The sequence below is a fragment of the Companilactobacillus zhachilii genome (assembly GCF_003606365.2).
GTDB classification, from domain to species: domain Bacteria; phylum Bacillota; class Bacilli; order Lactobacillales; family Lactobacillaceae; genus Companilactobacillus; species Companilactobacillus zhachilii.
The window spans coordinates 2,329,738-2,355,364 of the sequence record NZ_CP031933.2; the positions used below are offsets into that span (position 1 = coordinate 2,329,738).

At 36.6% G+C, this 25,627-nt stretch carries 19 protein-coding genes; 4 read left to right on the forward strand and 15 right to left on the reverse strand.

All coding sequences use genetic code 11. The features are described 5' to 3' along the window. Positions 1–36: 36 nt before the first annotated feature. On the forward strand, positions 37–579 hold the full coding sequence (locus D1B17_RS10790; RefSeq protein WP_120141724.1) for a GNAT family N-acetyltransferase: 543 nt from the start codon (positions 37–39) through the stop codon (positions 577–579). A gap of 152 nt (positions 580–731) precedes the next feature. On the opposite strand, the gene D1B17_RS10795 is transcribed toward D1B17_RS10790, so the two are convergent. Further along, positions 732–1,415 carry a GTP pyrophosphokinase gene (locus D1B17_RS10795; protein WP_120141723.1) on the reverse strand — a complete coding sequence of 228 codons (684 nt, stop codon included), beginning with the start codon at positions 1,413–1,415 and terminating at the stop codon, positions 732–734. Positions 1,416–1,489: 74 nt separating this feature from the next. Further along, the gene (codA, locus tag D1B17_RS10800) at positions 1,490–2,722 is read right to left on the reverse strand and encodes a cytosine deaminase (RefSeq protein ID WP_120141722.1); all 1,233 of its coding nucleotides are present in this window, start codon (positions 2,720–2,722) and stop codon (positions 1,490–1,492) included. A gap of 210 nt (positions 2,723–2,932) precedes the next feature. Between codA and D1B17_RS10805 the strand changes: the two genes are divergently transcribed. Next, entirely contained in the window at positions 2,933–4,288 is a 1,356-nt protein-coding gene (locus D1B17_RS10805) for a cytosine permease (RefSeq protein WP_120141721.1), read from the forward strand. A 169-nt stretch (positions 4,289–4,457) separates the two neighbouring features. On the opposite strand, the gene D1B17_RS10810 is transcribed toward D1B17_RS10805, so the two are convergent. Beyond that, positions 4,458–5,882, reverse strand: a complete 1,425-nt coding sequence (locus D1B17_RS10810; RefSeq protein ID WP_120141720.1) for an MFS transporter — start codon at positions 5,880–5,882, stop codon at positions 4,458–4,460. A 70-nt stretch (positions 5,883–5,952) separates the two neighbouring features. Between D1B17_RS10810 and D1B17_RS10815 the strand changes: the two genes are divergently transcribed. Continuing rightward, positions 5,953–6,480 (forward strand): PadR family transcriptional regulator, encoded by a 528-nt coding sequence (locus tag D1B17_RS10815; protein ID WP_120141719.1) that lies wholly within the window; start codon positions 5,953–5,955, stop codon positions 6,478–6,480. 498 nt (positions 6,481–6,978) lie between these two features. On the opposite strand, the gene D1B17_RS10820 is transcribed toward D1B17_RS10815, so the two are convergent. The 4 genes from D1B17_RS10820 to D1B17_RS10835 all read right to left on the reverse strand — a co-directional run bounded on the left by D1B17_RS10820 (position 6,979) and on the right by D1B17_RS10835 (position 11,794). Further along, positions 6,979–7,827 (reverse strand): DegV family protein, encoded by an 849-nt coding sequence (locus tag D1B17_RS10820; protein ID WP_120141717.1) that lies wholly within the window; start codon positions 7,825–7,827, stop codon positions 6,979–6,981. A gap of 5 nt (positions 7,828–7,832) precedes the next feature. Further along, positions 7,833–8,366, reverse strand: a complete 534-nt coding sequence (locus tag D1B17_RS10825) for a DUF1836 domain-containing protein (RefSeq protein WP_120141716.1) — start codon at positions 8,364–8,366, stop codon at positions 7,833–7,835. Positions 8,367–9,047: 681 nt separating this feature from the next. After that, the gene (locus D1B17_RS10830) at positions 9,048–10,676 is read right to left on the reverse strand and encodes an APC family permease (protein WP_166806673.1); all 1,629 of its coding nucleotides are present in this window, start codon (positions 10,674–10,676) and stop codon (positions 9,048–9,050) included. 278 nt (positions 10,677–10,954) lie between these two features. Then, a complete protein-coding gene (locus D1B17_RS10835; protein WP_120141715.1) occupies positions 10,955–11,794 on the reverse strand; it encodes a class I SAM-dependent methyltransferase in 840 nt (279 codons plus the stop codon). A gap of 108 nt (positions 11,795–11,902) precedes the next feature. Here D1B17_RS10835 and D1B17_RS10840 point away from each other — a divergent pair, with 108 nt between their 5' ends. Further along, positions 11,903–12,457, forward strand: coding sequence for a M15 family metallopeptidase (locus D1B17_RS10840; RefSeq protein WP_120141714.1), 555 nt, complete (start codon positions 11,903–11,905; stop codon positions 12,455–12,457). A 621-nt stretch (positions 12,458–13,078) separates the two neighbouring features. On the opposite strand, the gene D1B17_RS10845 is transcribed toward D1B17_RS10840, so the two are convergent. The 8 genes from D1B17_RS10845 to D1B17_RS10880 form a co-directional block, all read right to left on the reverse strand. Beyond that, the gene (locus D1B17_RS10845) at positions 13,079–14,701 is read right to left on the reverse strand and encodes an APC family permease (RefSeq protein ID WP_120141713.1); all 1,623 of its coding nucleotides are present in this window, start codon (positions 14,699–14,701) and stop codon (positions 13,079–13,081) included. Between the two features lie 322 nt (positions 14,702–15,023). Beyond that, on the reverse strand, positions 15,024–15,632 hold the full coding sequence (locus D1B17_RS10850) for an NAD-dependent epimerase/dehydratase family protein (RefSeq protein WP_120141712.1): 609 nt from the start codon (positions 15,630–15,632) through the stop codon (positions 15,024–15,026). Positions 15,633–15,663: 31 nt separating this feature from the next. Further along, positions 15,664–16,584 carry an aldo/keto reductase gene (locus D1B17_RS10855; protein ID WP_120141711.1) on the reverse strand — a complete coding sequence of 307 codons (921 nt, stop codon included), beginning with the start codon at positions 16,582–16,584 and terminating at the stop codon, positions 15,664–15,666. Positions 16,585–16,700: 116 nt separating this feature from the next. Continuing rightward, positions 16,701–17,756 (reverse strand): DMT family transporter, encoded by a 1,056-nt coding sequence (locus D1B17_RS10860; protein ID WP_240704406.1) that lies wholly within the window; start codon positions 17,754–17,756, stop codon positions 16,701–16,703. Positions 17,757–18,767: 1,011 nt separating this feature from the next. Continuing rightward, the gene (locus D1B17_RS10865) at positions 18,768–20,570 is read right to left on the reverse strand and encodes an LTA synthase family protein (protein ID WP_166806674.1); all 1,803 of its coding nucleotides are present in this window, start codon (positions 20,568–20,570) and stop codon (positions 18,768–18,770) included. 491 nt (positions 20,571–21,061) lie between these two features. Next, positions 21,062–22,945, reverse strand: coding sequence for an LTA synthase family protein (locus D1B17_RS10870; RefSeq protein ID WP_166806675.1), 1,884 nt, complete (start codon positions 22,943–22,945; stop codon positions 21,062–21,064). A gap of 568 nt (positions 22,946–23,513) precedes the next feature. Further along, the gene (locus tag D1B17_RS10875; RefSeq protein ID WP_120141707.1) at positions 23,514–24,095 is read right to left on the reverse strand and encodes an NAD(P)H-dependent oxidoreductase; all 582 of its coding nucleotides are present in this window, start codon (positions 24,093–24,095) and stop codon (positions 23,514–23,516) included. 596 nt (positions 24,096–24,691) lie between these two features. After that, entirely contained in the window at positions 24,692–25,543 is an 852-nt protein-coding gene (locus D1B17_RS10880; RefSeq protein ID WP_120141706.1) for a YitT family protein, read from the reverse strand. Between the last annotated feature and the right edge of the window lie 84 nt (positions 25,544–25,627).

Sequence of the window (25,627 nt, forward strand, 5' to 3'; positions counted from 1 at the left end):
ATTCAAATTCTAATTTAATATTTGGAGAAAAAAAGGATGCGTCAAATTATAACAGAGAGATTAATCATTCGTCCGATCAAAATGACGGACCATGATGAATTAAAAGCGATTTTGTTGGATCCAAAAGTCGTTCGATACACACGCTATCGTGACGTCAAAACGCCAACTAATTTCACTGCGATTTTTGAAAGCCACTTTTTAAATACGGCTTATACATTTGGAATCGAAACAAAAGATGAACATAAGTTGATCGGTTTCTATGAATTCCATCCTGAAGATACGACTGGCATTTTGACTTACGCTTTAGCTCAAAGTGCTTGGGGCAAAGGTTATGTGGCCGAAGTTGGCATTGGTATGATGGCTTATGGCTTCAACGCCTTGAATTTCAAACGTATCGAAGCCCACTATGCAAGCAGTAATCCACGTTCTGGCAAAGTTATGAGCAAAATGGGCATGCATGATTTAGGTTCAATTGGAACTTTCCCTTCACCACACACAGGTGAAGTTCGCAAAGTCATGGCTTACGAACTGACTAAAGAAGACTGGCTCTTAAGCAACAATCAAGAACAAGCAGTTTAGCACGAGCATCATATTATTAAGACATACATTTTAAACCTAGTTATTCCACTTAAACCAAACAAGGCCCGCAATCCAAAATCGGATTACGGGCCTTGTTTTACTTAATGCTAGAAAGCTGACTATATTTTGTCCCGCTCTCTACTCTTTTTGTATTAAATCAATTCTTTATGAATTCCTTGCATACCACGTTCAATTTGTTCCAATTCTTCCGCATAACCCTTCAAACGGTCACCATATTTACTGACTAGTTCAGGATTTGCATCCGTCTTATAACGTAATTTATGTTCTAAACTAGCCCACATATCCATACCGACGGTTCTAATTTGAATTTCAACAGGTACATCAATCGGACCAGTGGCTTGAAAGACCGGAACCTTAACGACAATATGCAAACTACGATAGCCACTATCTTTAGGATTCTTAATGTAATCCTTGCGTTTTAATAGTGTCACATCAGTTTGATCAACTAACAATTTTTCAACATTGTAAATATCATCAATGTAATTCGTAATCACTCGAATACCAGCTATATCGTATATATTATCTTCAATAGCCTTTGTCGTAAGATCATAGCCCTTGCGTTCAGCCTTTTGTAACAAGCTTTGCATTTCTTTCATCCGCGATTCCATATGATGAATCGGATTATAATCATAATTAACTTGAAATTCAGAATCCAAATTTTCTAGTTTGGTACTAATTTCTTTTTGACCAGCTTGATAAAGTTGATACATCTTAATTAATTCAGATAATTCATCCATATCGGGGCGATTAACGATACCATCTAATTCCGACTGCAATTTTTTCAAATTAATAACGCTGGGTCTTTCTAATATCATATATTTATCCTTTGACTTTAAATTTCAAAAGTTATTTCGATTCCATAATTAAAAATCAACTAGCATCACAAGTACTAAATATATAATTCAGTTTCAGCTGGCTTGGTTTTACCGATAACCTCACCGTTATGAACGGACAACAATACTTCAGCACGTTTGTTCAAAGCATCATAGAAATTATGGGCATTGAGCATAACAAAGTTGGCTGGTTTACCTACTTCAATTCCATACTGATTTTGGACATGCATAACTCTAGCACTGTTGGTTGTAATGAATTTGTACGAATCCATAATTTCTTGATGTCCCATCATTTGCGTAGCGTGTAGACCTTCTGCCAAAACATCATACATATTACCGTTACCCATTGGATACCATGGGTCCTTAATATCATCTTCACCAAAAGCCACATTGATACCATTTTCGTTAAGTTCTTTGACTCTTGTTAAGCCACGACGTTTAGGATATGTATCAAAACGGCCACCCAAGTACATATTGACCAAGGGATTAGAAATAAAGTTCATATTAGACATCTTCAACAAGCGCATCAATTTATACATATAAGCATCGTTATACGATCCCATTGCGGTAGTGTGTGACGCCGTTACACGATCACCTAGACCACTTTCATAAGCTAAGGTAGCTAGTGTTTCTAAGCTACGTGAACTGGGATCATCAATTTCATCACAGTGTGCATCAAACAACAAGTCATTTTTTTGTGCCAAGTCAAAAGCAAAGTGCAACGATTCTACTGAATATTCTCGATTAAATTCAAAATGTGGAATAGCTCCAACAACATCTACACCCAAATCAACAGCTTTTTCCATTAATTCTTTTCCGTGTGGATATGAAAGGATTCCTTCTTGTGGAAAAGCAACAATCTGCAATGTCATCCAGTCTTTAACTGTTTCACGAACATCAATCAAAGCCTTCAAGGCCTTCAAACTCGGATCAGTCACGTCAACATGTGAGCGGACAAACTGAATACCATGACTAGCTTGCATCTTCAAAGCCAAAATAGCCCGTTTTTTAACGTCTTGATAGGTTAAATCCTTTTTACGTTCAGACCAAATGCGAATTCCATCAAACAACGTACCATTTTCATTCCACTCAGGTTGGCCTGCTGTCAAAGTACTATCCAAGTGCACATGAGGATCAACGAATGGTGGTAAAACCAATTTTTCATGACCAGCAATTACTTCTTCACCATCTTTAGGCGTTAGGTGTTCAGCAATTTCAGTAAACTTACCGTCTTCGATTCTGATATCTTGAGCAGGTTGATTCTCAATTCTGACTTGTTGTAATAACATCGCGATACACTCCTTTTATTTTTGATATAGTATACAATTTCTGTATTGACAATGCCAAATTTCTCAATTAGACTTACAGCAATATAGATCTTTTTAAGGGCAGTCCAGCGAGGCTGACAAAAGAGCGGTAAATTTTGAAAATTGAGGGGCCTGCTCATTTTAGCAGTCCCCCTTTTTTACTGCTCACAAGACAATATGGGGGTAAAAAATATGGCAACAAAAGAACACATTCAAGCAACCACATCCGACCAGCGGGCCATGTCCAAATGGGATATGTTCGCTACTTGGATCGGAGCCAACGCTAACAACGGAACATGGTATATCGGTGGTGTTATCGCAGCTGTTGGTCTAATCAAAGCATCTACACTGTTGGTAGTTGTTGGTTCACTTTCTTATATTCTATTAGGATTAGCATCATATATGGGCTATAAAACAGGACTCCCAGCTATGGTGTTAACTCGACCATCTTTCGGCGTTAAAGGCTCTATCATCCCTTCAATCGTCAATGTTGTCCAATTCATCGGTTGGGCAGCAATCAATACTTTTATCGCTGCAACATCAATCAGCTTTATTCTAAAAGATCTTCTCGGTTGGGACAATTCATCCTTCCACAACCAATTCAGCATTATTATTGGTATTGTCGTTATGTCCATTCTACATCTAATTTCTATTTCATTAGGTGAAAAATCAGTTAAATGGATCGAACGTTTTGGAATTATTCTAGTTATTATTTTAGTTACTTGGGAATCTATCGTTGTTTTGAAGACAGTCCCTTTTCACGATATCGTTAAATATCAACCCGCCGCAAAGTTTCAACTGCCCAGTGGTAAAATCGTTGATATCTTAGCCGCTTTTAACCTAGCTTGGGTCACGGCCGCAGCTGACTTCAGTCGTTTTACAAAAGATAAACACGCTGCCACAACTGCTTCATTTTTAGGAGCAAATATCGGTTTGTTCTGGTTTGCCTTTATTGGTTTGATCGCCACTATCGCAACAGCTATTACCATCAATAAATTTGATCCTAACAACGCCGACCCTAGTACAATCGCTGCTAAGTTAGGCTTAGGTATTTTAGCAATGCTAGTTATCGTTATCACAAGTACAACTGCTAATGCGGTTAACTTAATGGCCGCCGGTTCCGCTCTAACCAATATCTTCCACCGTCTTAAACTAACGCCAGCCTTATGGATCGTTACGTTAGTCGCAACCGTTATGACATTTATTCCTGTCTATATCGCCAGTTTCTTAACAACCTTTGAGACATTTCTCGACGGTATCGGAATGTTCTTGGGACCAGAGATTGCCATTTTCCTAGTTGATTTCTTCTTTATCAAACGCAAGGATTACGAAGTTTCTCAATTTTCAAAAGTTAATGGTAGCTACTGGTACACCAAAGGGGTCAATTTAATAGCCATTGCCACTTGGGCTATTGGGGTTATTAGTTACCTCGGACTAAATAAACTCGATTTCATCGTCAATACCGTTGGTGCCACTTTCCCAGCAATGTTAATCACTGCTATTTTATATTACGTAGTTGCCAACATGAAAAATAAACAAATTAACTAAAAAAAAGAGTTTGGGACAAAACTATTATTATCTTTAAATATGCAGCATAAACGTGGAACAAAACATAGCTTTTTCCGCTTAAAACAAACAGCCCCAGCAATCCAAAATCGGATTACTGGGGCTGTTTGCCTTAATGCTCGAAAGCTGAACATGTTTTGTCCCACTCTTTTTAATTTTGCATTCTTTTAGCTTTACGATGCCACAAGAAAATACCCAATAATAAAGCCACACTAATTAAACAAGATAATCCAAAGGTAAGGTGCATTCCATCAATAAACAACTGTGGATTATTAGGTGTGTATGATTTAACACGACTTCCATTTAGAATCGACATCGAGCCAAACAATAACGTCGTTGATAAGGCTGAACCAACGACCATTCCCACCGTTCTGGCTAAACTGTAGACACTACCTGCAGAGCCATAATCTTTGGCAGCAACATTACTCATAACTAAAACATTATTTGGAGAATGGAATAACCCATTTCCTAATCCTGCCAAAGCGGCTCCAATCGCAAAAATCCAAACGGGATTATGTAGTCCACTAAAGACATAGAAAATTTGTCCGAAACTAATTATTGCCAAGCCAACTAAAGTAATCTTAAACGGATCGTGACGATCTGCCAATGAACCTGACATCGGTGCAATAAATAATTGAACCACTGGAAAAATCAACAAGAAAAAGCCGCTAAATAATGGACTAAATTCACGTGCATTTTGTAAATAAAATGGCGCTAAAACATCGAAAAAGAAATCAACGATGAAGACCATAAAACAGGCTAATAACTGCATCGTAAACCATTTATTTTTGAATAACGAAACTGGTAAAATTGGTTCTTTTTGTTTTGACTCATAACGATATAAGATTATTAATAAAATCAATCCAACCAGCGTTAAACTAAGAATCCGCCAATCGGCCCAGCCCCACTGTTGGCTCAAAAGAATTCCGATAAACATACTGGTGAAACCAACTAATAATAAAATTGATCCCGCCAAATCAAAGCCATCGCTGACAAAAGTTTTATCCAATTTACTAGGAAGATATTTTACTAAAAGATAAATTGCAATTGCTCCCACTGGGACATTCAACCAAAAGATAATATGCCATGGAAAGAAATTCAATAATATTCCACCAAGACTGGGTCCAATAATTCCACCTAGTGAAACGAACGACCCCATCCATCCCAAGGCTTGACCACGGCGATTATCTGGAAAACCCTCGACAATAATCCCATTTGAAGTTGCCATTGTCATTGCTGCACCAATTGCCTGCAAACTTCGAGCTAATATTAGTGACAGCCAGTTTAGTGATAAGGCACAGAGCATTGAACTAATAACAAATATAGCTGTTCCCCATTTGAAAAATCTGATTTTTCCATATTTATCACCAAGTTTTCCAAAAATCATCAAAGTACTACTCATTACTATCAAATATAAAGTAACGACCCAATTGACTAAACTCATATTGGTATGAAGTGCCCGACTCAACACTGGTAGCGCCACGGTAACAATGCTACTATCGAGAGTAGACATAAAAATCACAATCCCAATACCTAGCAAGATCATTGTTAGGTTTTTATTTTTAACTTGTTTCATAATTTTCCTCAATACTATATATTAATATATATAGTTTAATACATAGTAAAAAATTGTAAAGGAGCTTTTTATGGCACGTTCTAACACATTGCAATACATGATTCTAGGCCTACTTACTCGTCGACCAATGACTGGCTACGATATCAAACAAACTTTTGATAAAGAAAAAGCCGAATTTTGGACAGCCCCATTTAGTCAAATCTATCCCGAGTTGAATCGGATGCTTAAAGATAACCAAATTAATCTCCTTAAAACTGATCCCAAAAATAGTCGTCGAAAAACCTATCAGCTAACCAATCAAGGACAAAGTTTTTTCAAAGATTGGCTAATCCTACCATTATCATCAGAAAGTACAACGCTAGATAATGACAATTTCATTTTACGGTTACACTTTCTAGGAACCCAACAACAATCCACTATAAATCAACTACTAGAACTAAGAATCAAAACGATAAATATTGAAATTGCTCAGCTAGAATTAGAATTAACTGAAGTGATCAATCATCCGGAACAACTAGGTCGGGAATTGATTATCAAAAAAGAGTTAACTAATAAAAAGGCTGACGTGAAGTTGTGGAAAAATGAAATCAAAGGATAGAAAGTGGGGCAAAACAGGTTTAGCTTTCTAACATTAAGGAAAATGTCGCCAGCAATCCGATTTTGATTCCTTCTCAACTTTGGTTATAGAATCGAATATAAAAAGGCTAGATATTTTTTTGGTATACAAAAAATATCTAGCCTTTTTATTATGTTAAATCTCGAATAATATAGCACTTGTTTATCGAATTAGTTAGTTACATCATATAAAAAATAACAAATATATTAGTCTCTGGGTGCAAGAAATGTTGGCTGCAGTGCAGGTGGCGTTATGGCTTCAGCCATTACACCACGGGACGAGTTTTGAAATTCGCGCACTTTGCGAAGTTCAAAATCGAGGTTCGAGACCGCTTTTCGGCTCGAACCGGTCCCCACAGCGCCAACATTTCTTGCACCCAGAGGCGGCAGCTAACCAAACTTCAGAAAGAACCCAATTTTGGATTACTGAAGTCTTTTTTCTTAAATGGAAAAATCTATGTTTTATTCCAAATTCTATTTTTTAAATTTTAACCATTCCGATACCAACTAAACCTGGTCCAGTATGAACGCCAAGGGCTGGTCCAACTTGACCTAAGAATTCTTGTTGACCATGGATATCGTTAGCATGTAGTAAATCAAGCATCTTTTGCCCACCAGCTTCATCAGCTCCATGTCCGACTGCCAAAAGATAATCCTTGTCATCACCCAAGAAGTCTTGAGCAAAACCCAACATCATCTTTTGACCTTTTTTCATACCACGCGCTTTAGCGGCAATCGTATATGATCCATCGGCTTTACATGTAATGATTGGTGCTAACTTTAACATGCCACCGACGGCTGCAGCAGTTGCGCTAATTCGACCACCTGCACGTAAGTAAGTCAACGTAGGAATGCAGAAGTACACAATCGTATTAGTTATCATTTCAGCAACTTTAGCTGTAACATCGGCAAAGTCTTTACCGTCGTCAATCATATTTTTAGCACCGACAGCGATTAATCCTGCCGCCACAGCTACTTGTTTCGTATCAAAATAAGCTGACTTAAAGCGATCATCTTCATCAAGAAAAACCTTCAAAAAATTAAACGTTCCACTTAAACTTGAAGAAACCGAAATTGAGACAATATGGTCATAACCATCTGCCGCAATCTGATCAAGCGTTGTTTGAATTGAATCACCTGATGGTAAGGACGTTTTAGGAATTTCAATCGGTAAATTTTGATAAACCTCTTCGGCGGAAATTTCTATCCGATCACGGTAAGTCTTATCATGGTAAGCAATTTGCATTGGTAATTCATAGATACCAGTTTTATCGAGATATTCTTTTGGCAAATCACAGCAGGAATCTACCAATACAGCAATCTTTTCCATTTTAATTAACTCTTTTCGTCTAAATTATGTGTTTCAATCATCAATATTTTTTTAGTAATTAATTTTGTGGCAAAGGCGATTGTTACCATTTCGACTAGCAAATAGGCTGCTGACTGATTCTTTTCAGACAGTACCTGCCCCTCTTCTCGATGATTCAACATCTTTAAGGCCAATTCCTGTTTCTCACAGAAAAAGTCGTAGGCTTTGGCAATCCCACCATTTAGTTTGGTTTGAACGTCTAGACCTTCTTGAATCTCACTAATTGAAACGACCTGTTTCAAGAAAGTAATAGCAATCAAATAAGCTAAATGTTCACGAGTGTAACGTTTCTTTTCTGGATGTGGCATCAGACCATTTTTCACATAGTTATTAACCATTGAAGTTGTAACAACTGGACCATCTTCCAACCAAACAGGACCGATATACTTATCAACTAGCGTCAACAGTTGATCACGATATAAGTCCAATTCAGGCAGTTCATCAAATCTTGGTAAACGATAATCCTCCATTTTATCTAGCCAAACTTGCAATTCATCCATATACGTACGCACTCCTTTTGTAATTACTGTTATAATTTATCATAGTTATCTTAACTATTCAATCTAGTTTTAATAACTAGATGTAAAAATATGCTCATTTTATTTTCTAAAGAACGTGTCTTTAAGTATGCCGTCTCCAGAGCAGAGAAGCAGTCACTGGCAGTGCGGAACAGCCCGAGCCAAGGTCTCGGACCTCGGTTGAAGCCTTGCAAGACCAGCAAGTCTCCAACACGTCCGGTGCTGTAAGAACGACAAAATCAGTCGTCCTAACACCACTTTCACCGCCAGTAACTGTTTCTCTACTCTTCCGACTAGCTTTTTTAAACTGAAAAACATTATGATAATTCGAATATCATATAATACCTGATAAAATCTTGAAATCATTGAATTGATACAATCTAATGCTGTTATATACTTTCATCTCCGATACCCAGCTATTAAAATTTATTAATCAACAACATCCAAACCACCAAATAAACTAGCCGGAAGGAGCAAGAAAATTTAGGTCGCCGTGAAGGTGGCGTTATGGCTTTAGCCATTACACCACGGGACGACTTTTGAGACTTGCGGTTTATGCAAGGCTCAAAATCGAGACAAAAGACCTTGGCTTTTGTCGGTCCCCACAGCGACCTAAATTTTCTTGCTCCTGCAGGCGGCATACAAAAAAAGCCCTGAATACTACTATTCAAGACTCTCCTTCAAATCATGTTCGCGCCAACCCATAGCTATCGTCAGTATGAGTCCTGCGGCTGTTAATAAAATGATATACCCAATGTTACGATTGAAATTGGCATCGCCCAAATACAAATCGCCTAATAACGTTGCCATAACTGCCACACCAATTCCGAAACGTTGTATTTTCGTAAAGGCTGTACCAGTTTGACTGCGTCTTTCTCTCTTTGTTATGTATGGTAATACAAATCCTAAGCCAATTAAAACAATAATGGCTACAAAATTTATCACCAATTCATACCACCACATTGATGAACCAAACGGAACATCTTGTGGTCCAATCGCTGCAATCGTCGCAACGCCTGTAACTAACAGACACCACCAGCCGACTGCCAACGACATTGTTTTATTTTTTATATAAACATATCCAGACTTATACTTATCGTCATCCATTCTAATCTTAATATAAGACCAGAAAATCCAACAAGTTACCCCTGGCGAAATAATTCCATTTAAATTTAATAGCCAATTAAAGATATCTTTCATATTAGGTAACAAAATACCTAAAAACATAATGAAAGCACTCAAACCAACCGTTAGTAGATAACCGTTAATTGGCAAGCCTGCTGAATTTGTTTTCCGCAAGAACTTTGGCATATAACGATTACCCGTATCAGAAATCAACATTCTAGTCATTGCATTTAGCAAAACAGCCAACAAAGCTGCTAAATAAAAGATTTCTGTAAAGGCGAAGAGATACATTAATGTATTGCCCATGTGGAATCTTTGACCCAAGGCTTGAAAGGCATAATAGGAACCATTGATTTTCAAATCATCTGGTAAATGGTAAGCGTTGAAAAATACGCCCAGAGAAAATGATCCGAAAATGGTCAAAAATCCCGTCATGATGGACAACATAATCATTGCTTTAGGAAAGTCACGGTTAGGATTACGCATCTTTGTTACAAAGGGCGCAATTCTCTCGGCACCATTAATTGCAAAAATCAAAAACCCTAAGGTAGTTAAATAATGCAAATTAAATGTTGGTACGATTGTATGAACCGTCAATGGTTTCGTCGCAATATGACCACCCATCGACAGTGCCGTCACAGTCATCAAAACGAATAAAACCGTCATTCCAAACATGGCAATTCCACCGATAGTACTCAGTACTTCAAGTGATCGCTCAAAGCGGGATTGAATAATTATGAAGAAAATAAAAATCAATAACGTGAATAATGCGAAATGACTATTCGACATCTGTGTCTGCAAACGTGCATCGCCATTAACGACCCAGCCCATTGCCACAGCAATTGTATTCGCGGTATCAACAACGTAAGGAATTGAAGCAGCCCAATATGTCCAAGCTGCGAAGTAACCTAAGAATTCCCCACTAGTTTCTCTTACCCATGATGTTAACCCGCCTCCATCATCATCAAACGTCGAGCCAAGTTGGCCTACCATTAATGAATACGGAATAACATACAGGAGAATCATAATGATCCAGGACGTTATTACGCCCATTCCCTGATTTTGGAAGTTGTAAGTCAGGTCATCGAACCCAACAACTGTCACAAAATCCATAAGGGCCAATACTGGCCAGCTGATATACTTCTTCTTTGTATCTAATTCTGTCATGGCGTTTTCCTCAAGTGAAAATAAATCATTCTTTCTAATTTATTCACCTAACGGTTACTTCAAATATACAATATTTTAAGCTTAATAGTAGAAAAATGATTTAAAAATATCAAAAAATTTAAGCGCTTACTTACCCGACATGACCGCAATCCTTGAGATTGACCTTTTGGTATACATTATGGAAAGTTAAGCAACTCGAAATATTTTACCATAAAAGAAGAAGCTAGGATATAAAAATATTTTACTCAGATTGACCAACCAAAATAACCTAGTGTCTATTAAAGCTTTTTAACTACCAAGGCAAATGTCAACGGAATTTGTGGAGCATCTTCCGGCAATACAAACCAGCCATCTTTTTGAACCAAATCTTTCAAGGCTGGCCATTCAGTTCGCGGATATTCACCTAAAAATTCAATCGTTAATCCAGCTTTCAATAAGGCGGATGTTATTTCTTGAAAATCATGATTCCAATTATGGTTTAGTGTATGGGTGATTTTAATTCCAGCATTATCAGTATACGATTCGTCACTTCTATAAGTATCAACATCAAGATTGAAGTAATCCGCCGTCATATTAAACGTTTCAAAATTTAAGGTATTTAAAATCGGATGATCATCTCTAATCATGAACGTTCCACCATCTTTCAAAAGTTGGTAGATTGATTTTGCCCAGTTATCTAATTCAGGTAGCCACGTAATCGTTCCCATACTAGTTACAATCACATCAAATTTGTCAGTAATTTTATCAGACGCAAAACGGGCATCCCCTTGGACATATGTAATTTCCGCTTGAGCTTTTTGGGCAATCTCTTGAGCATAACGTAACGACCGATTCGAAAAGTCTAAACCAAAAACTTTCTTGGCACCCAAACGCTTCCACGACAATGTATCTGTCCCAATATGACACTGAAGATGTAACAAATCTAACCCTGAAATATTACTATTTGGCAAAAAAGGCTTGAGAACATCGTAATCATGTAGCGTCGTCTCTGAAATTTTATGAGAATCATTTATTAAATTCTCAACGTCGTAAAATTTTGAATTGATATGAACCTTTGCACGATCATTCCAGTTAGCCTGATTGTCGTTAATATCTTGTCGAATATCTTCCTTAGCCATAAACTAGCGTCCAGTTTTTCCAAAGTCTATCAGATACTAGGAGCTTCTTCAAATATAATTCGATATAATACATGTGATACATATTCAGACACAAAACGGAGGTGCCACATGCCACAATTACAAACTGGTTTTACTAACATTCAAGCTCTTGATTCCAGCATTATTGTCGACCTGCGCTACGCCACTACCAATAATTTTACTAATAAAATAATTTATGATTTTACCACAGCAATCGCTCGAACTGGAACTGCAAAAAAACTGGCTATTGCCAATGCAGACTTAAGAAACCAAGGTTACCGAATTAAGATTTGGGACGCCTATCGACCAGTTAAAGCTCAAGAAAAATTATTTCAAGTTTATCCTGATCCAACCTTTGTCGCTAAACCTAATCCCAATTTCTCACATCAAAAAGGTGTGACCTTCGACGTGACGCTCTGCGACTTAGACGGAAATGAATTAACCATGCCCACACCATTTGATGATTTCAGTGAAAAAGCTCATCGAAATTCCACCTGGTCTCCCAAAGCAGAAAAGAATTATCAAATTCTCAATACTGCTATGGAAAAAGCAGGTTTCATTGGCTATGAAAACGAGTGGTGGGATTATCGCGATGCTGATATGGATGAGTATGAACCAGCAATCGCTGACCCAAACGAATACTAAATAGTTGCCGTCTCTGGGCGCAAGAAATATTGGCGCTGTGGGGACCGATTCGAGCCAAGGTCTCGAATCTCGACTTTGAACCTCGCAAAGTACGCGAGTTTCAAAGCTCGTCCCGTGGTGTAATGGCTAAAGCCATAACGCCACCTGCACTGCTGCCAATATTTCTTGCGCCCAGAGACTAATACGTTTGTTATTTTTTATACAGTCAAACTAACTAATCTGATAAACCAGTGCTACATTATTTGAAATTGATTACAATCAAAAAAGGCTAGATATTTTTCTGGATTTATACCAAGAAAAATATCTAGCCTTATTTATTTTCGGATTCGGACAAAATACCTACAAAAGATACTAATCCTCTCCTTTAAGATTTGAAACTCTAATCATCATTGACATAAAAGTAACAAAATTTACACCATGAAATTCAAGTAATCCGACCATCTATCCACAATAACCTAGCCGGAAGAAGCAAGAAAATTAGGTCGCTGTGAAGGTGGCGTTGGCGCTTCAGCGCCTACACCACGGGACGACTTTTGAGACTTGCGGTCTATGCAAGGCTCGAATCGGTCCCCACAGCGACCTAATTTTTCTTGCTTCTGGAGGCGGCATATTTCAAAAAAACTAATCTTCAATCAAGTTATATTCTTTCCAACCAAAGACAATTACCAAAATAATCCCCAAAATACTAATACCAACAATTGAGACAATATTATGTTGATAATTTGAACCACCTAAGTATAAATCACCAACAATCGTTAGGAACAATGCTGCCAAAATTCCACTCCATTGAAGACGTGTAAAGGCAGAACCTGTTGTACTACGTTCTTCACGACGAGTTACATATGGCAAGACTACTCCTAATCCAATCAATACAATAATTGCGACAAAGTTAATAACTAATTCATACCACCAAGTTGAACCACCAAATTTAACATCTTGTGGTCCAATTCCAAAAATAGTTGCCAAGGCTGTGACAATCAAACACCACCAACCGACTGACAATGCTAACTTGTCATTTTTGATATAAACATAATCTGATGGATACTTTTTACTATCTTGACGAATCTTAATAAATGCAAAGAAAATCCAGCAAGTAACACCTGGTGAAATAATTCCGTTCAAGTTCAAGAGCCAGTTAAAAATATCATTCATACTTGGCAAGAAAATACCTAATAACATAATAAAGGCACTCAATCCACAAGTTAGTAAGTAACCATTAACTGGTAATCCATTACCATTAGTTTTACGCAAAACTTTTGGCATATACTTGGCGCCAGTATCTGAAATCAACATTCTGGTCATTGCATCCAACAAGACGGCTAACAAAGCTGCCAAATAGAAAACTTCGGTCCAAGCAAAAATATACATTAATAAATTACCCAGATGATATTGCTCACCTAACGCTTGGAACGCATAATATGAGCCATTCATCTTCAAATCATTTGGTAAATGATAGGCATTGAAGAAAACGCCTAGTGAGAATGATCCAAAGATTGTTAAGAAAGCTGTCATAACAGCTAACATAATCATAGCCTTAGGAAATTCTCGTTTAGGATGACGCATTTTCGTAACGAACGGTGCAATCAATTCTGCACCATTAACCGCATAGATCAATAAACCAACGGTCGTTAGATAATGCAAATCAAACTTAGGAATAATCGTGTGAATATTCATTGGTTGTGTAGCAATATGACCACCACGAGCTAAGGCTGTAAAAGTCATTAACACGAATAAAACAGTCATTCCAAACATGGCAATTCCACCAATAGTACTCAAGAATTCCAATGAACGCTTGAAACGTGACTGTACAAAAATAAAGACAATAAATGTGGCTAATGTCCAAAAAGCAAACCAGCCATTTGACATATGATCTTGCAAACGAGCATCCCCGAAGTATGCCCAACCTAGACCAACGACAATTGAATTGGCCGTATCGACCACATAAGGAATTGAAGCTGCCCAATAAGTCCAAGCAGTAAAATAGCCTAAAAATTCCCCACTAGTACCACGAACCCATGACGTCAAACCGCCACCTTCGTGATTGAAAACTGATCCTAATTGACCAACCATTAATGAATATGGGATGACATATAAAAATAGCATGATAATCCATGAAGTAATAACACCCATACCTTGGTTTTGAAAGTTATAAGTTAAATCATCAAAACCGATTACAGTAACAAAATCCATTAAGGCAAGAATTGGCCAGCTAATATAGCTCTTTTTTGGTTCCAAATCTTCCATAATAAGCTCCCCGATAAAAAAATTAATAAAACACAAAGATATATTTTACAACTTATCATTTTCTATAAATAGAGCTTAAAAACGTTTTCTTAAAATAATGGTATTTTTTTGGTATGCCGCCTCCGGGAGTAAGAAATTTAGGTCGCTGTGAAGGTGGCGTTAAGGCTTTAGCCTTTACACCACGGGACGAGTTTTGAGACTTGCGGTTTTTGCAAGGCTCAAAATCGAGATTCGAGACCGCACTCTGGCTCGAATCGGTCCCCACAGCGACCTGAATTTCTTGCTCCTTGTGGCGGCATATTTAACCAACACCAATCGTCATCTATTCATTTACTTCGTCATTATCCAATTCTTCGATTCCAAGTGTCACGTTCTTCTTAGAATTTTCAACGGCATCAATCCCAACCAATGCTACCATATCAACTCCAATGCTGTGATACTTCTCGTCTGTATCTACTTTATCATCGCTTGTTACCATCGTCGTTGGACGAATAATAACGGTTCTGAAATCACGCTTATTTAGGTTAGCTTCAGCATCGCGTTTTGTTTGAATATAACGCTTGTTGGCGTTAGGAATATCTTCAGCTGAAATATAAACAAAGACAGGAACTTTGTTCTCTTCTGCTGCATCGGCAATATTCAAAGCACTTTGATAGTTAACTTTTTCAAAGGTTAAATTCTCATTTGGTTGTTCTTTATATTCTCCAATTGTGTCCACAACTACATCGGCATCTTTTAGATTTTCACTCCAGAATCCCTTTGACAAAGCATTCCCAATCTTCCAATCAACTTGTTTGTGCCAAGCATCGTTGCCTAGAGGTTCTCCGGTTCTTGAAACACTTGTTACTGAATCACCATTTTCAATAAATGCTTTAGCAAACTCACTTCCTAAAAAGCCATTTGCTCCAAAAATAACTACTTTTTTTGCCATAATACTATTTCTCCCTTATTATAAATACTCTCTATTCGAAATCGGAAAATGCTTCGTCAATTGTATGATAATCGGTATTCCCTAAATCTACGTTCAATGCTTTAACATTTTGCTCAACTTGTTCTGGCTTTCTTGCACCTGGGATAACAATAGAAATGTCAGGATTCTTCATGTACCAAGCAAGTACAACTTGGGCAACAGTAGCGTCGTATTTCTTAGCCAATTTACGTACTGAATCAATTGCTGCCAAAACTTTATCAAACTGAGATGGTGTATATTGACTAAACTTCTTAGCATCCGCAGCACTATACTTTCCAGTTAACAAACCTGATGCTAGTGGGAAATATGGTACGAATGAAATATTATTTTTCCGCAAATATGGGAACAATTCTTTTTCTGCATCCCGGTGCAACAGACTGTAATTGTCCTCAACGATATCAACTAACCCCTCTTGATTAGCCTCTTTAATTTGATCTAAGGAAAAGTTTGAAACTCCAATAGCTCTAATCTTGCCTGCTTGTTTAAGCTCATTTAATGCAGCTACAGCCTCATTCTTTGGCGTTTTTTCATCTGGAAAATGAATATAAAAAATATCAATATAATCAGTTTTAAGGCGTTTCAATGAATCATCTACAGCTCTTTTCAAAAACTCAGGATCATTATTATTCTTTAAATCATTATCAGGATCTTGAGCGCCTTTAGTTGCAATAACCAATTTACTACGGTCATAGTTTTGAATCACATCACCAATGATTTCCTCAGAACGACCCACACCATACACGTAAGCTGTATCTAATGTCGTAATTCCACTGTCGATTGCTTCCTTAACAACCGCATAACCGTCCTCATCTTTTAGATTCTTAAAAAGATTATGTCCACCAACCTTGTTAGTTCCTAGGCCGATTTTCTTACTCGTTACATCTGTGTTACCGATTTTAATCAATTCATCCATTAACATTAAACCTCCACATTACAATCGGGTTGTTTTGAAACCGTTACCTTTATAATAGCTCAATGAAACTAAAAAAATAAGATTATGCATATTTTGCATAATCTTATTTTTATATTTTAATCTTCTGAAGGTAACTCGCGACTTTCGCGTTCTTCTTCTAATGAATTGCGAACCGCTGCTTCAGTTGCTTTACGGCGTTTAGCAAGTTCACTGTTTTCAATTTTATCTTTAACAACTTCTAATTCATCAACTTGAGGATGTGCTTCCGGATTATTACGTCTAAAGATAGCCATAACACTGTAAGCAATCTTTTCGCCAATAAGTGTGATCAATGAACCAAGTAAAATTATCACGATACCAACAATGGTATTGGCTGTCATTGATTCACCTAAAACTAATAGTGCTAGGACTGGTGCCAAAGCTGGTTTTACTAAGAAAATTAATGAGGCTTGCAAGATACCAACTTTTTCCATTGATAAGAAATACAAACCAAAAGCTACACCAGTAACAAGTACAGAAATATAAAGAATCAATGGTAATGTTTGAAGGCTAATGCCTTGGAAATATGGAATTCTACTAAATTCAGAAAAGCCGCTAGGAATAGCTTCAGCAACTGCAGGAATATGAGTAATACCCATTAAAATTCCTAATTCAGTAGCACCAAACAAGAATGCTAAACAAGTCATTGATAGACCGTTTAAGTCAAGTTTGCCACCATAAACACGTGACATAACACCGTAAATACCAAAGATAATTGAGGACAAAAGTCCTAAGATGATGCCCATAGCCCCGGATAGATGGAATGGGTTGATAATAACTAATAGACCTACCAAAGTTAAAATCAATGCTAAAACATTAGTTCTGGATAATTTTTCTTTGAGAAATACGAAACCAATGATCAAACCAAAGATTGGGTTGGCACTCAACATAATGGCAATGACAGATGCTTTTGTCATTCCAATTGAAAGTTGATAAAGTGTCATACTCAAAACAACGATAACGAAACCAGTTAACGCAATCTTGAACCAACCTGATCTATCGATATGAACATTGTTCTTCTTCAGGTAAAGAATTGTAAATGGTAATAAAGCCAATCCACCAATCAAGAAACGAATAAAATTCAATTCGATTGGATTGAACTGTCCTCCAGCAATCTTCAATGCAATTTCCATTGAACTGAATAAGAATGTTGGTATCAATATGTAAAGAAAACCCTTTAAATTCAAAACTTAATGTCATCCCCCAAATTTTTGTAAATGAATATCTTCAGTGTACTCTCATTTTGGGGCTTCAAAAAATGTAAATGTTTTCATGTGCTGATTTTTAAGTTCTTTATCGAATTTGGTTAGTTGCCGTCTCCAGATTCGGACAGTGGTTACTGGCAGTGCGGAACGGCCCGAGCCAAGGTCTCGGACCTCGGTTTAAGCCTTGCAAGTTCGGCAAGTCTTAAACGCGCCCTGTGCTGTAAGAACGACAAAAGCGGTCGTCCTAACACCACTTTCACTGCCAGTAACCACTGTCCGAATCTTCCGACTAGTTCTTTATTAACTCAAGAATAGCTTAATAACTCAAACATTTTCCATGGCTTTTATTACCGTCCTGATAGGATTCTGGAACAACCGTACTCTTAAATTATTTATCCATATCAGAATAAATTCTTATCAAACCAATTTGAAAACAAACCTTAACTAATTAGATAGACAAGACTTGTATTATTTGAAATTGAATATAATAAAAAAAGGACGAATCCAGTAATTTAATTACCAAATTTATCCTTTATATTTGAATTTAATATAATTAGCCTAATTTAGGTTGCTGTAAAGGCACCTATCACGACACATTAATAAAACGCGTGGTGTAGTTGGTTTTTGACTATGATTTTAAAATTCAAGTATAATCACATATCCTATAACTTTAGTTATCAGTGACATAAAATAATACTGAAAATTGTTCACTATTGATTCAAAAACAAAGAATGAACCAGCCGGAAAGAGCAAGAAATTTTGGTCGCTGTGTAGGTGGCGTTAGTGCTTTAGCACTTACACCACGGGACGACTTTTGAAATTCGAGCGATTTTCTCGAAGTTCAAAATCGAGCCTGGGGACCTTGGCTCCAGGCGGTCCCCATAGCGACCAAAATTTCTTGCTCTTGGAGGCGGAACTCCACACGCATTAGTAAAGAATCTACTTATTGATTGTTTTCTTACTATAACCTTTACCGACGGTCAAATCGTATTGAACTAATTTATAATCGTGCAATAATTTCTTTTGTTTATCAGTTAAGTCCTTGGTTGTAACTTGCTTACTATCAGCATCTACGTACAAGTTTTCATTTTTACCCACACTATTTTTTGCCATGGCAGGAATTTCTTCTTGAACTTTTGTTAACAAAGCATAATACGGTGTAACTTTTTGTTGCATCTGCTTCAAAGCTAACGGAATAAAACCATTGGGATCAGTTACTTCGGTTGAATCGGTAAGCTTTCGCGTACCTTTGCCGTGATCAATGGCGTATTTATTACTATAAATAAAGTAATCCGTTTCGTGTTGAACGACGTTATACTTTTTCATCGAATTTTTGGCATATAGACCTGGTAAATGATCGCCGTACCAAACAACTGTAATTGGCTTTTTAATTTTATCCAATTTATCTAAAAAGGCCTGTGTGGAATCATCCGTAAAGTTAATACTTTTAGCATAATTAGAAACTTGTTGTGGTATCTCGGCGGCTTTACCATCGAGAACTGTAAATTGGTCATTGTCATACATAACGTTATAAGGCATGTGATTTTGCATCGTCACTAAACTAATAAACTGTCCGCCCTTAGTTTGATTAACTTGCCAAAGCGTATTTTTATATGAAGCCTCATCACTGACAAAGGGATCACCGCCAATAGTATCAGTGTATTTCAGTGCCAATTTACCAGTTGAATCAATATTACGGAATGTTTGAAAGCCAAATTTAGGATAGACGGTTTGACGATCGTAGAAATTACCGTGATATGGGTGAATGGCAGCCGATGTATTGAAACTATTAACAATATTCACAGGATGATCTTGCTTTGTAACTAACTGTGTATATGGTGATTGCAATGATTTGGAGAACTGGTTATAAGCTAAGCCGGTAAAAGTCATATATTCCATATTGGCAGTCCCGCCACCGTAACCTGAACTTAGCATTAAGCCGGAAGTGTTCTCCTTCTTAATATTCATAATTTTAGGTGCAGCTTCTTGGTTAAGCTTAATATTGGGAACTCGACTTGGATCCGCAAAACTTTCACTCAGAACAAAAATCAACGTCTGTTTGTGTAAATCGTTATTAGGTCGATTTTGATTAATCCCATTTGCAACGTTACGATATTTTTTCACTAATTTATTCATCGTGGCTTCGTTATAACCACTAGGTTTATCCATGATATCTACATGCATATTACCTAAAAAGGTTAGTAACGGACCATTCGTTGTGGCTGTCATACTAATATTCGGCGTAAAATTAGAATAACCAACTTTGGACATCAATTTATTGATTGTTGAACCCTCTTGGTTAACATTATAAAAGCCACCAATACTAAGTCCCGCTAGTAACACTAGAATGATTCTTGTAACGATGTTAAAACGCAGTAATTCTTTGGAAAAAATTTTCTCTAACATAACGCATATCGTAACAATCAACAAAATTGCCACAACTGCTAAGACAAGAATCTTAGTGCTAATCATTGGCAACATTGCCTTAGCATCCGATATGAACTTCAAGTCATTAGGTAAAACGGGTTCAGAACGATAAATAACTTTTAACTTATTGGCGACAATATAAATGGCAAAGAAAACGTAAAAGACTGCCGTCGCATAAAAGAAGCGATTAAATAATCCATAAACACCTAAATAAAGTAACGTTAAGATTAATGCTGTGACCAAGTATGGTGCAACGTTTGTCTTAAATAAAATTCCATTCGTAGTCTGTACTGAAGCGGTTTGCGAATAACTCAAAAGATATCCTACTAAAAACGCTGATAGGACAATAAATATTAACTGTAAAAAATATACCGCAATAGATCTTTTTGTATGCATGATTAAAAACACCCTTATTTGTTGAGTCACACGTGATGATGCTAGTTTATTTTTTGACTATGTGTCAAAAGATGCAGAATATACCCCGTATCTTATCATTCTAACCATTATTGACAAAATAATAAACTAACCGGAAAGAGCAAGAATTTTTGGTCGCTGTGTAGGTGGTGTAGGCGCTTTAGCGCCTACACCACGGGACGACTTTTGAAACTCGCGATTTGTGCGAGGTTCAAAAGCGAGCCGAAAGACTTTGGCTTTCGGCGATTCCCATAGCGACAAAAATTTCTTGCTCTTGGAGGTGGCATATTTAACTAGCACAACACGATAACATCTATATTAACCCATTTTTATCAATGCACGACTGATAATTCAAAAAACAGTTTCCAATTTTCTTATGAATCTGAAGAGAACTACTTGTTTATTGTACTTTTAGAATAATTATTACCAGCTGTCAGATCGTATTGGACGAGCTTGTAATCGTCGATAAGTTTCTTTTGTTTAGCGGTTAAATTCTTTTCGTCTACTTCCTTACTATTTTTATCAACATATAAAGAATTAGTGTTATCAGAAATACTTTTGGCCATTGCTGGTACTTCTTCTTGAACCCTAGTCAAAAGAGCGTAATATGGCGTAACCTTTTGATTCATTTGCTTCAAAGCCAACGGAATAAACCCATTTGGATCAGTTACTTGTGTCGCGTCATCAAGTTTAGTTGTGCCATAGTTATGTTCACGAGCATATTTATTACTGTAAATGAAGTAATCTGTCTCATGTTCTGGCACGTTGTAAGTGTACATATCGTTATTATCATAAATTCCGGGCAAATGATCACCATACCAAACGACTGTAATTGGTTTATCAATTGCATCCAGCTTATTCAGAAAATCCTTTGTCGCTACATCAGTAATACTCATGCCTTTAGCATAGTTATTGACTTGGTCACGATTTTTATCCGTTACACCAGCACCAGTATTTTTAAATTCATTGCTAGAATACTCATTCACATAAGGCATGTGATTTTGCATCGTTATCAAATTGATAAATTGACCACCACTAGTTTGATTAATTTGCCACAGAGCATCGTTATAGGCTGAGTCATCACTGACATATTCCATCCCCGGCAAAGTATTTTTATACTTCAGTGCTAATTTTCCACTAGTGTCAATATTTCTAAATGTTTGTATTCCAAAATTTTGATAAACAGAATTACGATTATAAAAATTCCCATGATAAGGATGAATAGCGGCAGACGTTTGAAAATTATTAGCAATATTGATTGGGTTTTCCTGCTTATTCACAACCTGTGTATATGGTGACTGCAATGTATCTGAAAACTGATTCATTGCCAAGCCCGTTAACGTCATATACTCCATATTAGCCGTTCCACCGCCATAGCCAGAACTCATCATCAAACCAGACGTAGTTTTATCTTTGATAGCCCTAATATTAGGCATCGGATCTTGATTCATTTTAATATTGGGAACCCGTGTTGGATCAGAAAAACTTTCACTTAAAACAAAAATCAATGTTTGCTTACTCAAATCGTTATTGTCACGATTCTGATTGATTTTTTTAGCTTCCTGTTGATATTTGCTAACAATCGATAGCATTTTTTCCTTACTGTAATTAGCAGGTTTATCCATAATATCAACATACATATTACCCAAAAATGTCAGCATTGGGCCATTGCTATTAGCCGATCGATTAATATTTGAATCTAAATTAGTATATCCTGAAGCGGCTAAAATTTTATACGTCATAGAATTAGTGTCACTCGCCGTATAAAAAATACCGATACTAAATGCCGTCAAGGCAACAAAAATCAATCTAGGTATCGTTTTAAAACGCAACATGAATTTACCAAAACGGCGTTCTAGCAAGACAAATATCACAATCGCCGCAATCAAAACTATCACTAATGCAACGATTAACTTTGTCGTAACCATCGACATCAGACTCTTAATATTTTTCAAAAGTAATAGATCACTCGGCAAAATTGGTTCTGAACGATAGGTAACCTTTAATCTATCCGCAACGGCATAAATCAAGAAGAAAATAAAATAGACCGCCGAAGCATAGAAGAACCGATTAAAAATCCCGTAGAGACCCAAATATATTACAAATAAAATTAGAACTGTCAGTAAATATGTATTTAAATTAGTTTCAAAAACAATTTGTGTTGTAAAAATTAAATCATTAGTTTGAGCGTAGTTTAAAACAAACCCGACAGCAAAAGATGACGCTATCATAAATAGTATCTGTAAAACCCCTACTGCCCTATTTTCTTTATGCATTAAATAAAACATCCTCATCTTATAATCATAGTATGTATTCTAAACCAAATTATTTTAATATCTAGAGAAATATTATAACGCTTGCACAATAATAGCAACTTAACTAACGCGTGGTGCTAGTTAAATATGCCACCTCCAAGGGCAAGAAATTAGGTCGCTATGGGGACCGACAAAAGCCAAGGTCTTTTGTCTCGATTTTGAACCTCGCACAAATCGCGAGTTTCAAAACTCGTCCCGTGGTGTAAGAGCTAAAGCTCCAACGCCACCTGCATAGCGACCTAATTTCTTACTCTTTCCGGCTAGTTCATTTTTTGTTTTTGAATCAATATTAAACAGCTTTAAGCATTATTTTGCCATCAGTGACTAGAATTATAGAATATAAAGCATGTTTTGAATCTTTTGACTTTATAAATTATTTCAATTACACAATCAGAAAATCAACTAACACCACGAGTTAACTATGATGCCCGTATATGTGAATAGGGTTATCATTAGCATCGAAAAATAGACTAGATATTTTACCGAGATACACCCAGATTAAAAAATATCTAGTCTATTTTATTGTTTTCTACTTTTTTGCATAAAGGTCAGGTATTTCATTTAAGAATTGTTCACGTTTTTCATCCGTCGTTACATTGACCTCTCCAAAGTGAATCCAATTAACATTTTGAGGAGAGATTCCGATATCTGCCAAAGTCCGATTTATAAAGATTTGCCGAATTGGGTCGCCACATTCTTCTTCTAAATAACTCTTTGTCACAGTCGAAGTAGTTATGACCGTCACCTTTTTAATATACGTCAATAACCCTTTCCAACCATCATCTTCGTTATAAGCAAAATTATTCAGCATTACTTTATCAAAGAACCCTTTTAACATTCCAGGCATATTTTGCCACCAGATTGGGAAAATAAAAATCAATTCATTTGAGACAGCAATTTTTCGCTGGTACCTTCTTACCAATTCATCATCCGTTTTTCCTTCACTGTACAAAGCCAGTTCTTTTTCCGTAAAAGTGGGATCGAAGTTATCAGCATATGGATCGATTATTTCATATTCTTCATCATTCTTTGAAAAGCCATTCGTCAATCGATTCAAAATCTCATGATTAAAACTTCCCGCATATGGATGAGTATAAATAATTGTTTTCATATTCAAAATCTCCTTGTCACTTTATAACTCTAGTATATTACGTTTTTAAGGAATTAAAGAATCAATTACCAGTGATATTTATAGTCAAATTTGAGCTAAGACGTTCAACCTTTAAGCCTGTAATAGCAAGCAATTCCTAATCTTTTTGAGCCTATGAAGTTTATTCCAATTTAATATTGTATTACATAATTTTTCTATATAGAATGCTGTAAATCTCAAGTGTCATATTAGCCCATTAGCAAAGAAGACTAGTAATCCTATTTTGGATTGCTAGTCTTCTTTATTTTAAGTAATTTTTCTACATATTCCATTTATTAAAGATGTCATATTCTTACTCAGTACTAATGGATTCTTTGACTACGGAATCAAAATTATTATTTATTGATTCAAAAGCCAGGAATAACCTAGCCGGAAAGAGCAAGGAATTTTGGTCGCTGTGAAGGTGGCGTTGGAGCTTCAGCGCCTACACCACGGGACGACTTTTGAGACTTGCGGTTTATGCAAGGCTCAAAATCGAGATTGGAGACCGCTCTATGGCTCCAATCAGTCCCCATAGCGACCAAAATTTCTTGCTCTTGGAGGCGGCATAAATAAATTTAATTATCGTTAAACTTACCTGAAATCGACATTGTTGGTTGAATATTGATAAACGCTTCCGGATCAACTTTCATTACAATCTTCTTTGCAAAGAACAACTGATACTTTGTCAAAACTGTTGTAATCGAGCCAATTTCCTCACCTGAATACGCACCACGTAAATGGTAATCAAGCGTTAAACCACGATTTAATGATTTCAACAATTCCTTAGATACTTCATCAACTTTATGTGAATAAATCGTAACAGTAATTTTTTGTTGTTGAATGTACATCTTATCAATCACCACATTGGTAATATAGATTGAAATAATAGTGTAGAGGGCTAATTCCCAGCCAAATGTAAATCCAGCAATTGTAATAATAACTGCATTGATAGCAAAACTAACTTGTCCTACTGAACGACCAGTGCTCTTTTGGACTATCAGTGCAATAATATCAGTCCCACCGGTTGAAAATCCGTAACGGAAACACAATCCGATACCCGCACCAGACAAGATACCACCAAAGACGGCTGACAACAAAGGATCTTTAGTTATGGGATATAACGGCACTACTAAAATACATAACGATGCCGAAACGACTGAAATAATTGATAGAATTGTAAATTTTTTCCCCAATTTAAACCACGCCAAAATAACTAATGGTAGATTCAACAGAGCAAACCAAAGGTAAACAGGTGTGTTCGTGTGAGCAAATTCATTTAACAAGTTAACAATCAACTGTGAAGCACCAGTAACACCACTGGTATAAAGCTTAGCCGGCTGTAAAAGTAATTGAATACCTAAAGCCGAGGTTATTCCATAAAATAAAGCTGCTAAAATACTTTTATAATAGTTCTTTATGAATGTCATGAAATCCCTCCCATGTCTATTTAAATTTGATTACGCATCATCTGAATTATAGCAAACAAGCACCATTAAAAAATAGCCAAAGCA

Coding starts and splice junctions, on each gene's coding strand:
- D1B17_RS10815 (WP_120141719.1), top strand. CDS start 5,953: ATGGCACGTTCTAACACATTGCAATACATGATTCTAGGCCTACTTACT.
- D1B17_RS10835 (WP_120141715.1), bottom strand. CDS start 11,794: ATGGCTAAGGAAGATATTCGACAAGATATTAACGACAATCAGGCTAAC.
- D1B17_RS10860 (WP_240704406.1), bottom strand. CDS start 17,756: ATGGAAATTGCATTGAAGATTGCTGGAGGACAGTTCAATCCAATCGAA.
- D1B17_RS10875 (WP_120141707.1), bottom strand. CDS start 24,095: ATGAAAACAATTATTTATACTCATCCATATGCGGGAAGTTTTAATCAT.
- D1B17_RS10830 (WP_166806673.1), bottom strand. CDS start 10,676: ATGACAGAATTAGATACAAAGAAGAAGTATATCAGCTGGCCAGTATTG.
- D1B17_RS10820 (WP_120141717.1), bottom strand. CDS start 7,827: ATGGAAAAGATTGCTGTATTGGTAGATTCCTGCTGTGATTTGCCAAAA.
- D1B17_RS10850 (WP_120141712.1), bottom strand. CDS start 15,632: ATGGCAAAAAAAGTAGTTATTTTTGGAGCAAATGGCTTTTTAGGAAGT.
- D1B17_RS10795 (WP_120141723.1), bottom strand. CDS start 1,415: ATGATATTAGAAAGACCCAGCGTTATTAATTTGAAAAAATTGCAGTCG.
- D1B17_RS10880 (WP_120141706.1), bottom strand. CDS start 25,543: ATGACATTCATAAAGAACTATTATAAAAGTATTTTAGCAGCTTTATTT.
- D1B17_RS10790 (WP_120141724.1), top strand. CDS start 37: ATGCGTCAAATTATAACAGAGAGATTAATCATTCGTCCGATCAAAATG.
- D1B17_RS10840 (WP_120141714.1), top strand. CDS start 11,903: ATGCCACAATTACAAACTGGTTTTACTAACATTCAAGCTCTTGATTCC.
- D1B17_RS10805 (WP_120141721.1), top strand. CDS start 2,933: ATGGCAACAAAAGAACACATTCAAGCAACCACATCCGACCAGCGGGCC.
- D1B17_RS10825 (WP_120141716.1), bottom strand. CDS start 8,366: ATGGATGAATTGCAAGTTTGGCTAGATAAAATGGAGGATTATCGTTTA.
- D1B17_RS10870 (WP_166806675.1), bottom strand. CDS start 22,945: ATGCATAAAGAAAATAGGGCAGTAGGGGTTTTACAGATACTATTTATG.
- D1B17_RS10810 (WP_120141720.1), bottom strand. CDS start 5,882: ATGAAACAAGTTAAAAATAAAAACCTAACAATGATCTTGCTAGGTATT.
- D1B17_RS10855 (WP_120141711.1), bottom strand. CDS start 16,584: ATGGATGAATTGATTAAAATCGGTAACACAGATGTAACGAGTAAGAAA.
- codA (WP_120141722.1), bottom strand. CDS start 2,722: ATGTTATTACAACAAGTCAGAATTGAGAATCAACCTGCTCAAGATATC.
- D1B17_RS10845 (WP_120141713.1), bottom strand. CDS start 14,701: ATGGAAGATTTGGAACCAAAAAAGAGCTATATTAGCTGGCCAATTCTT.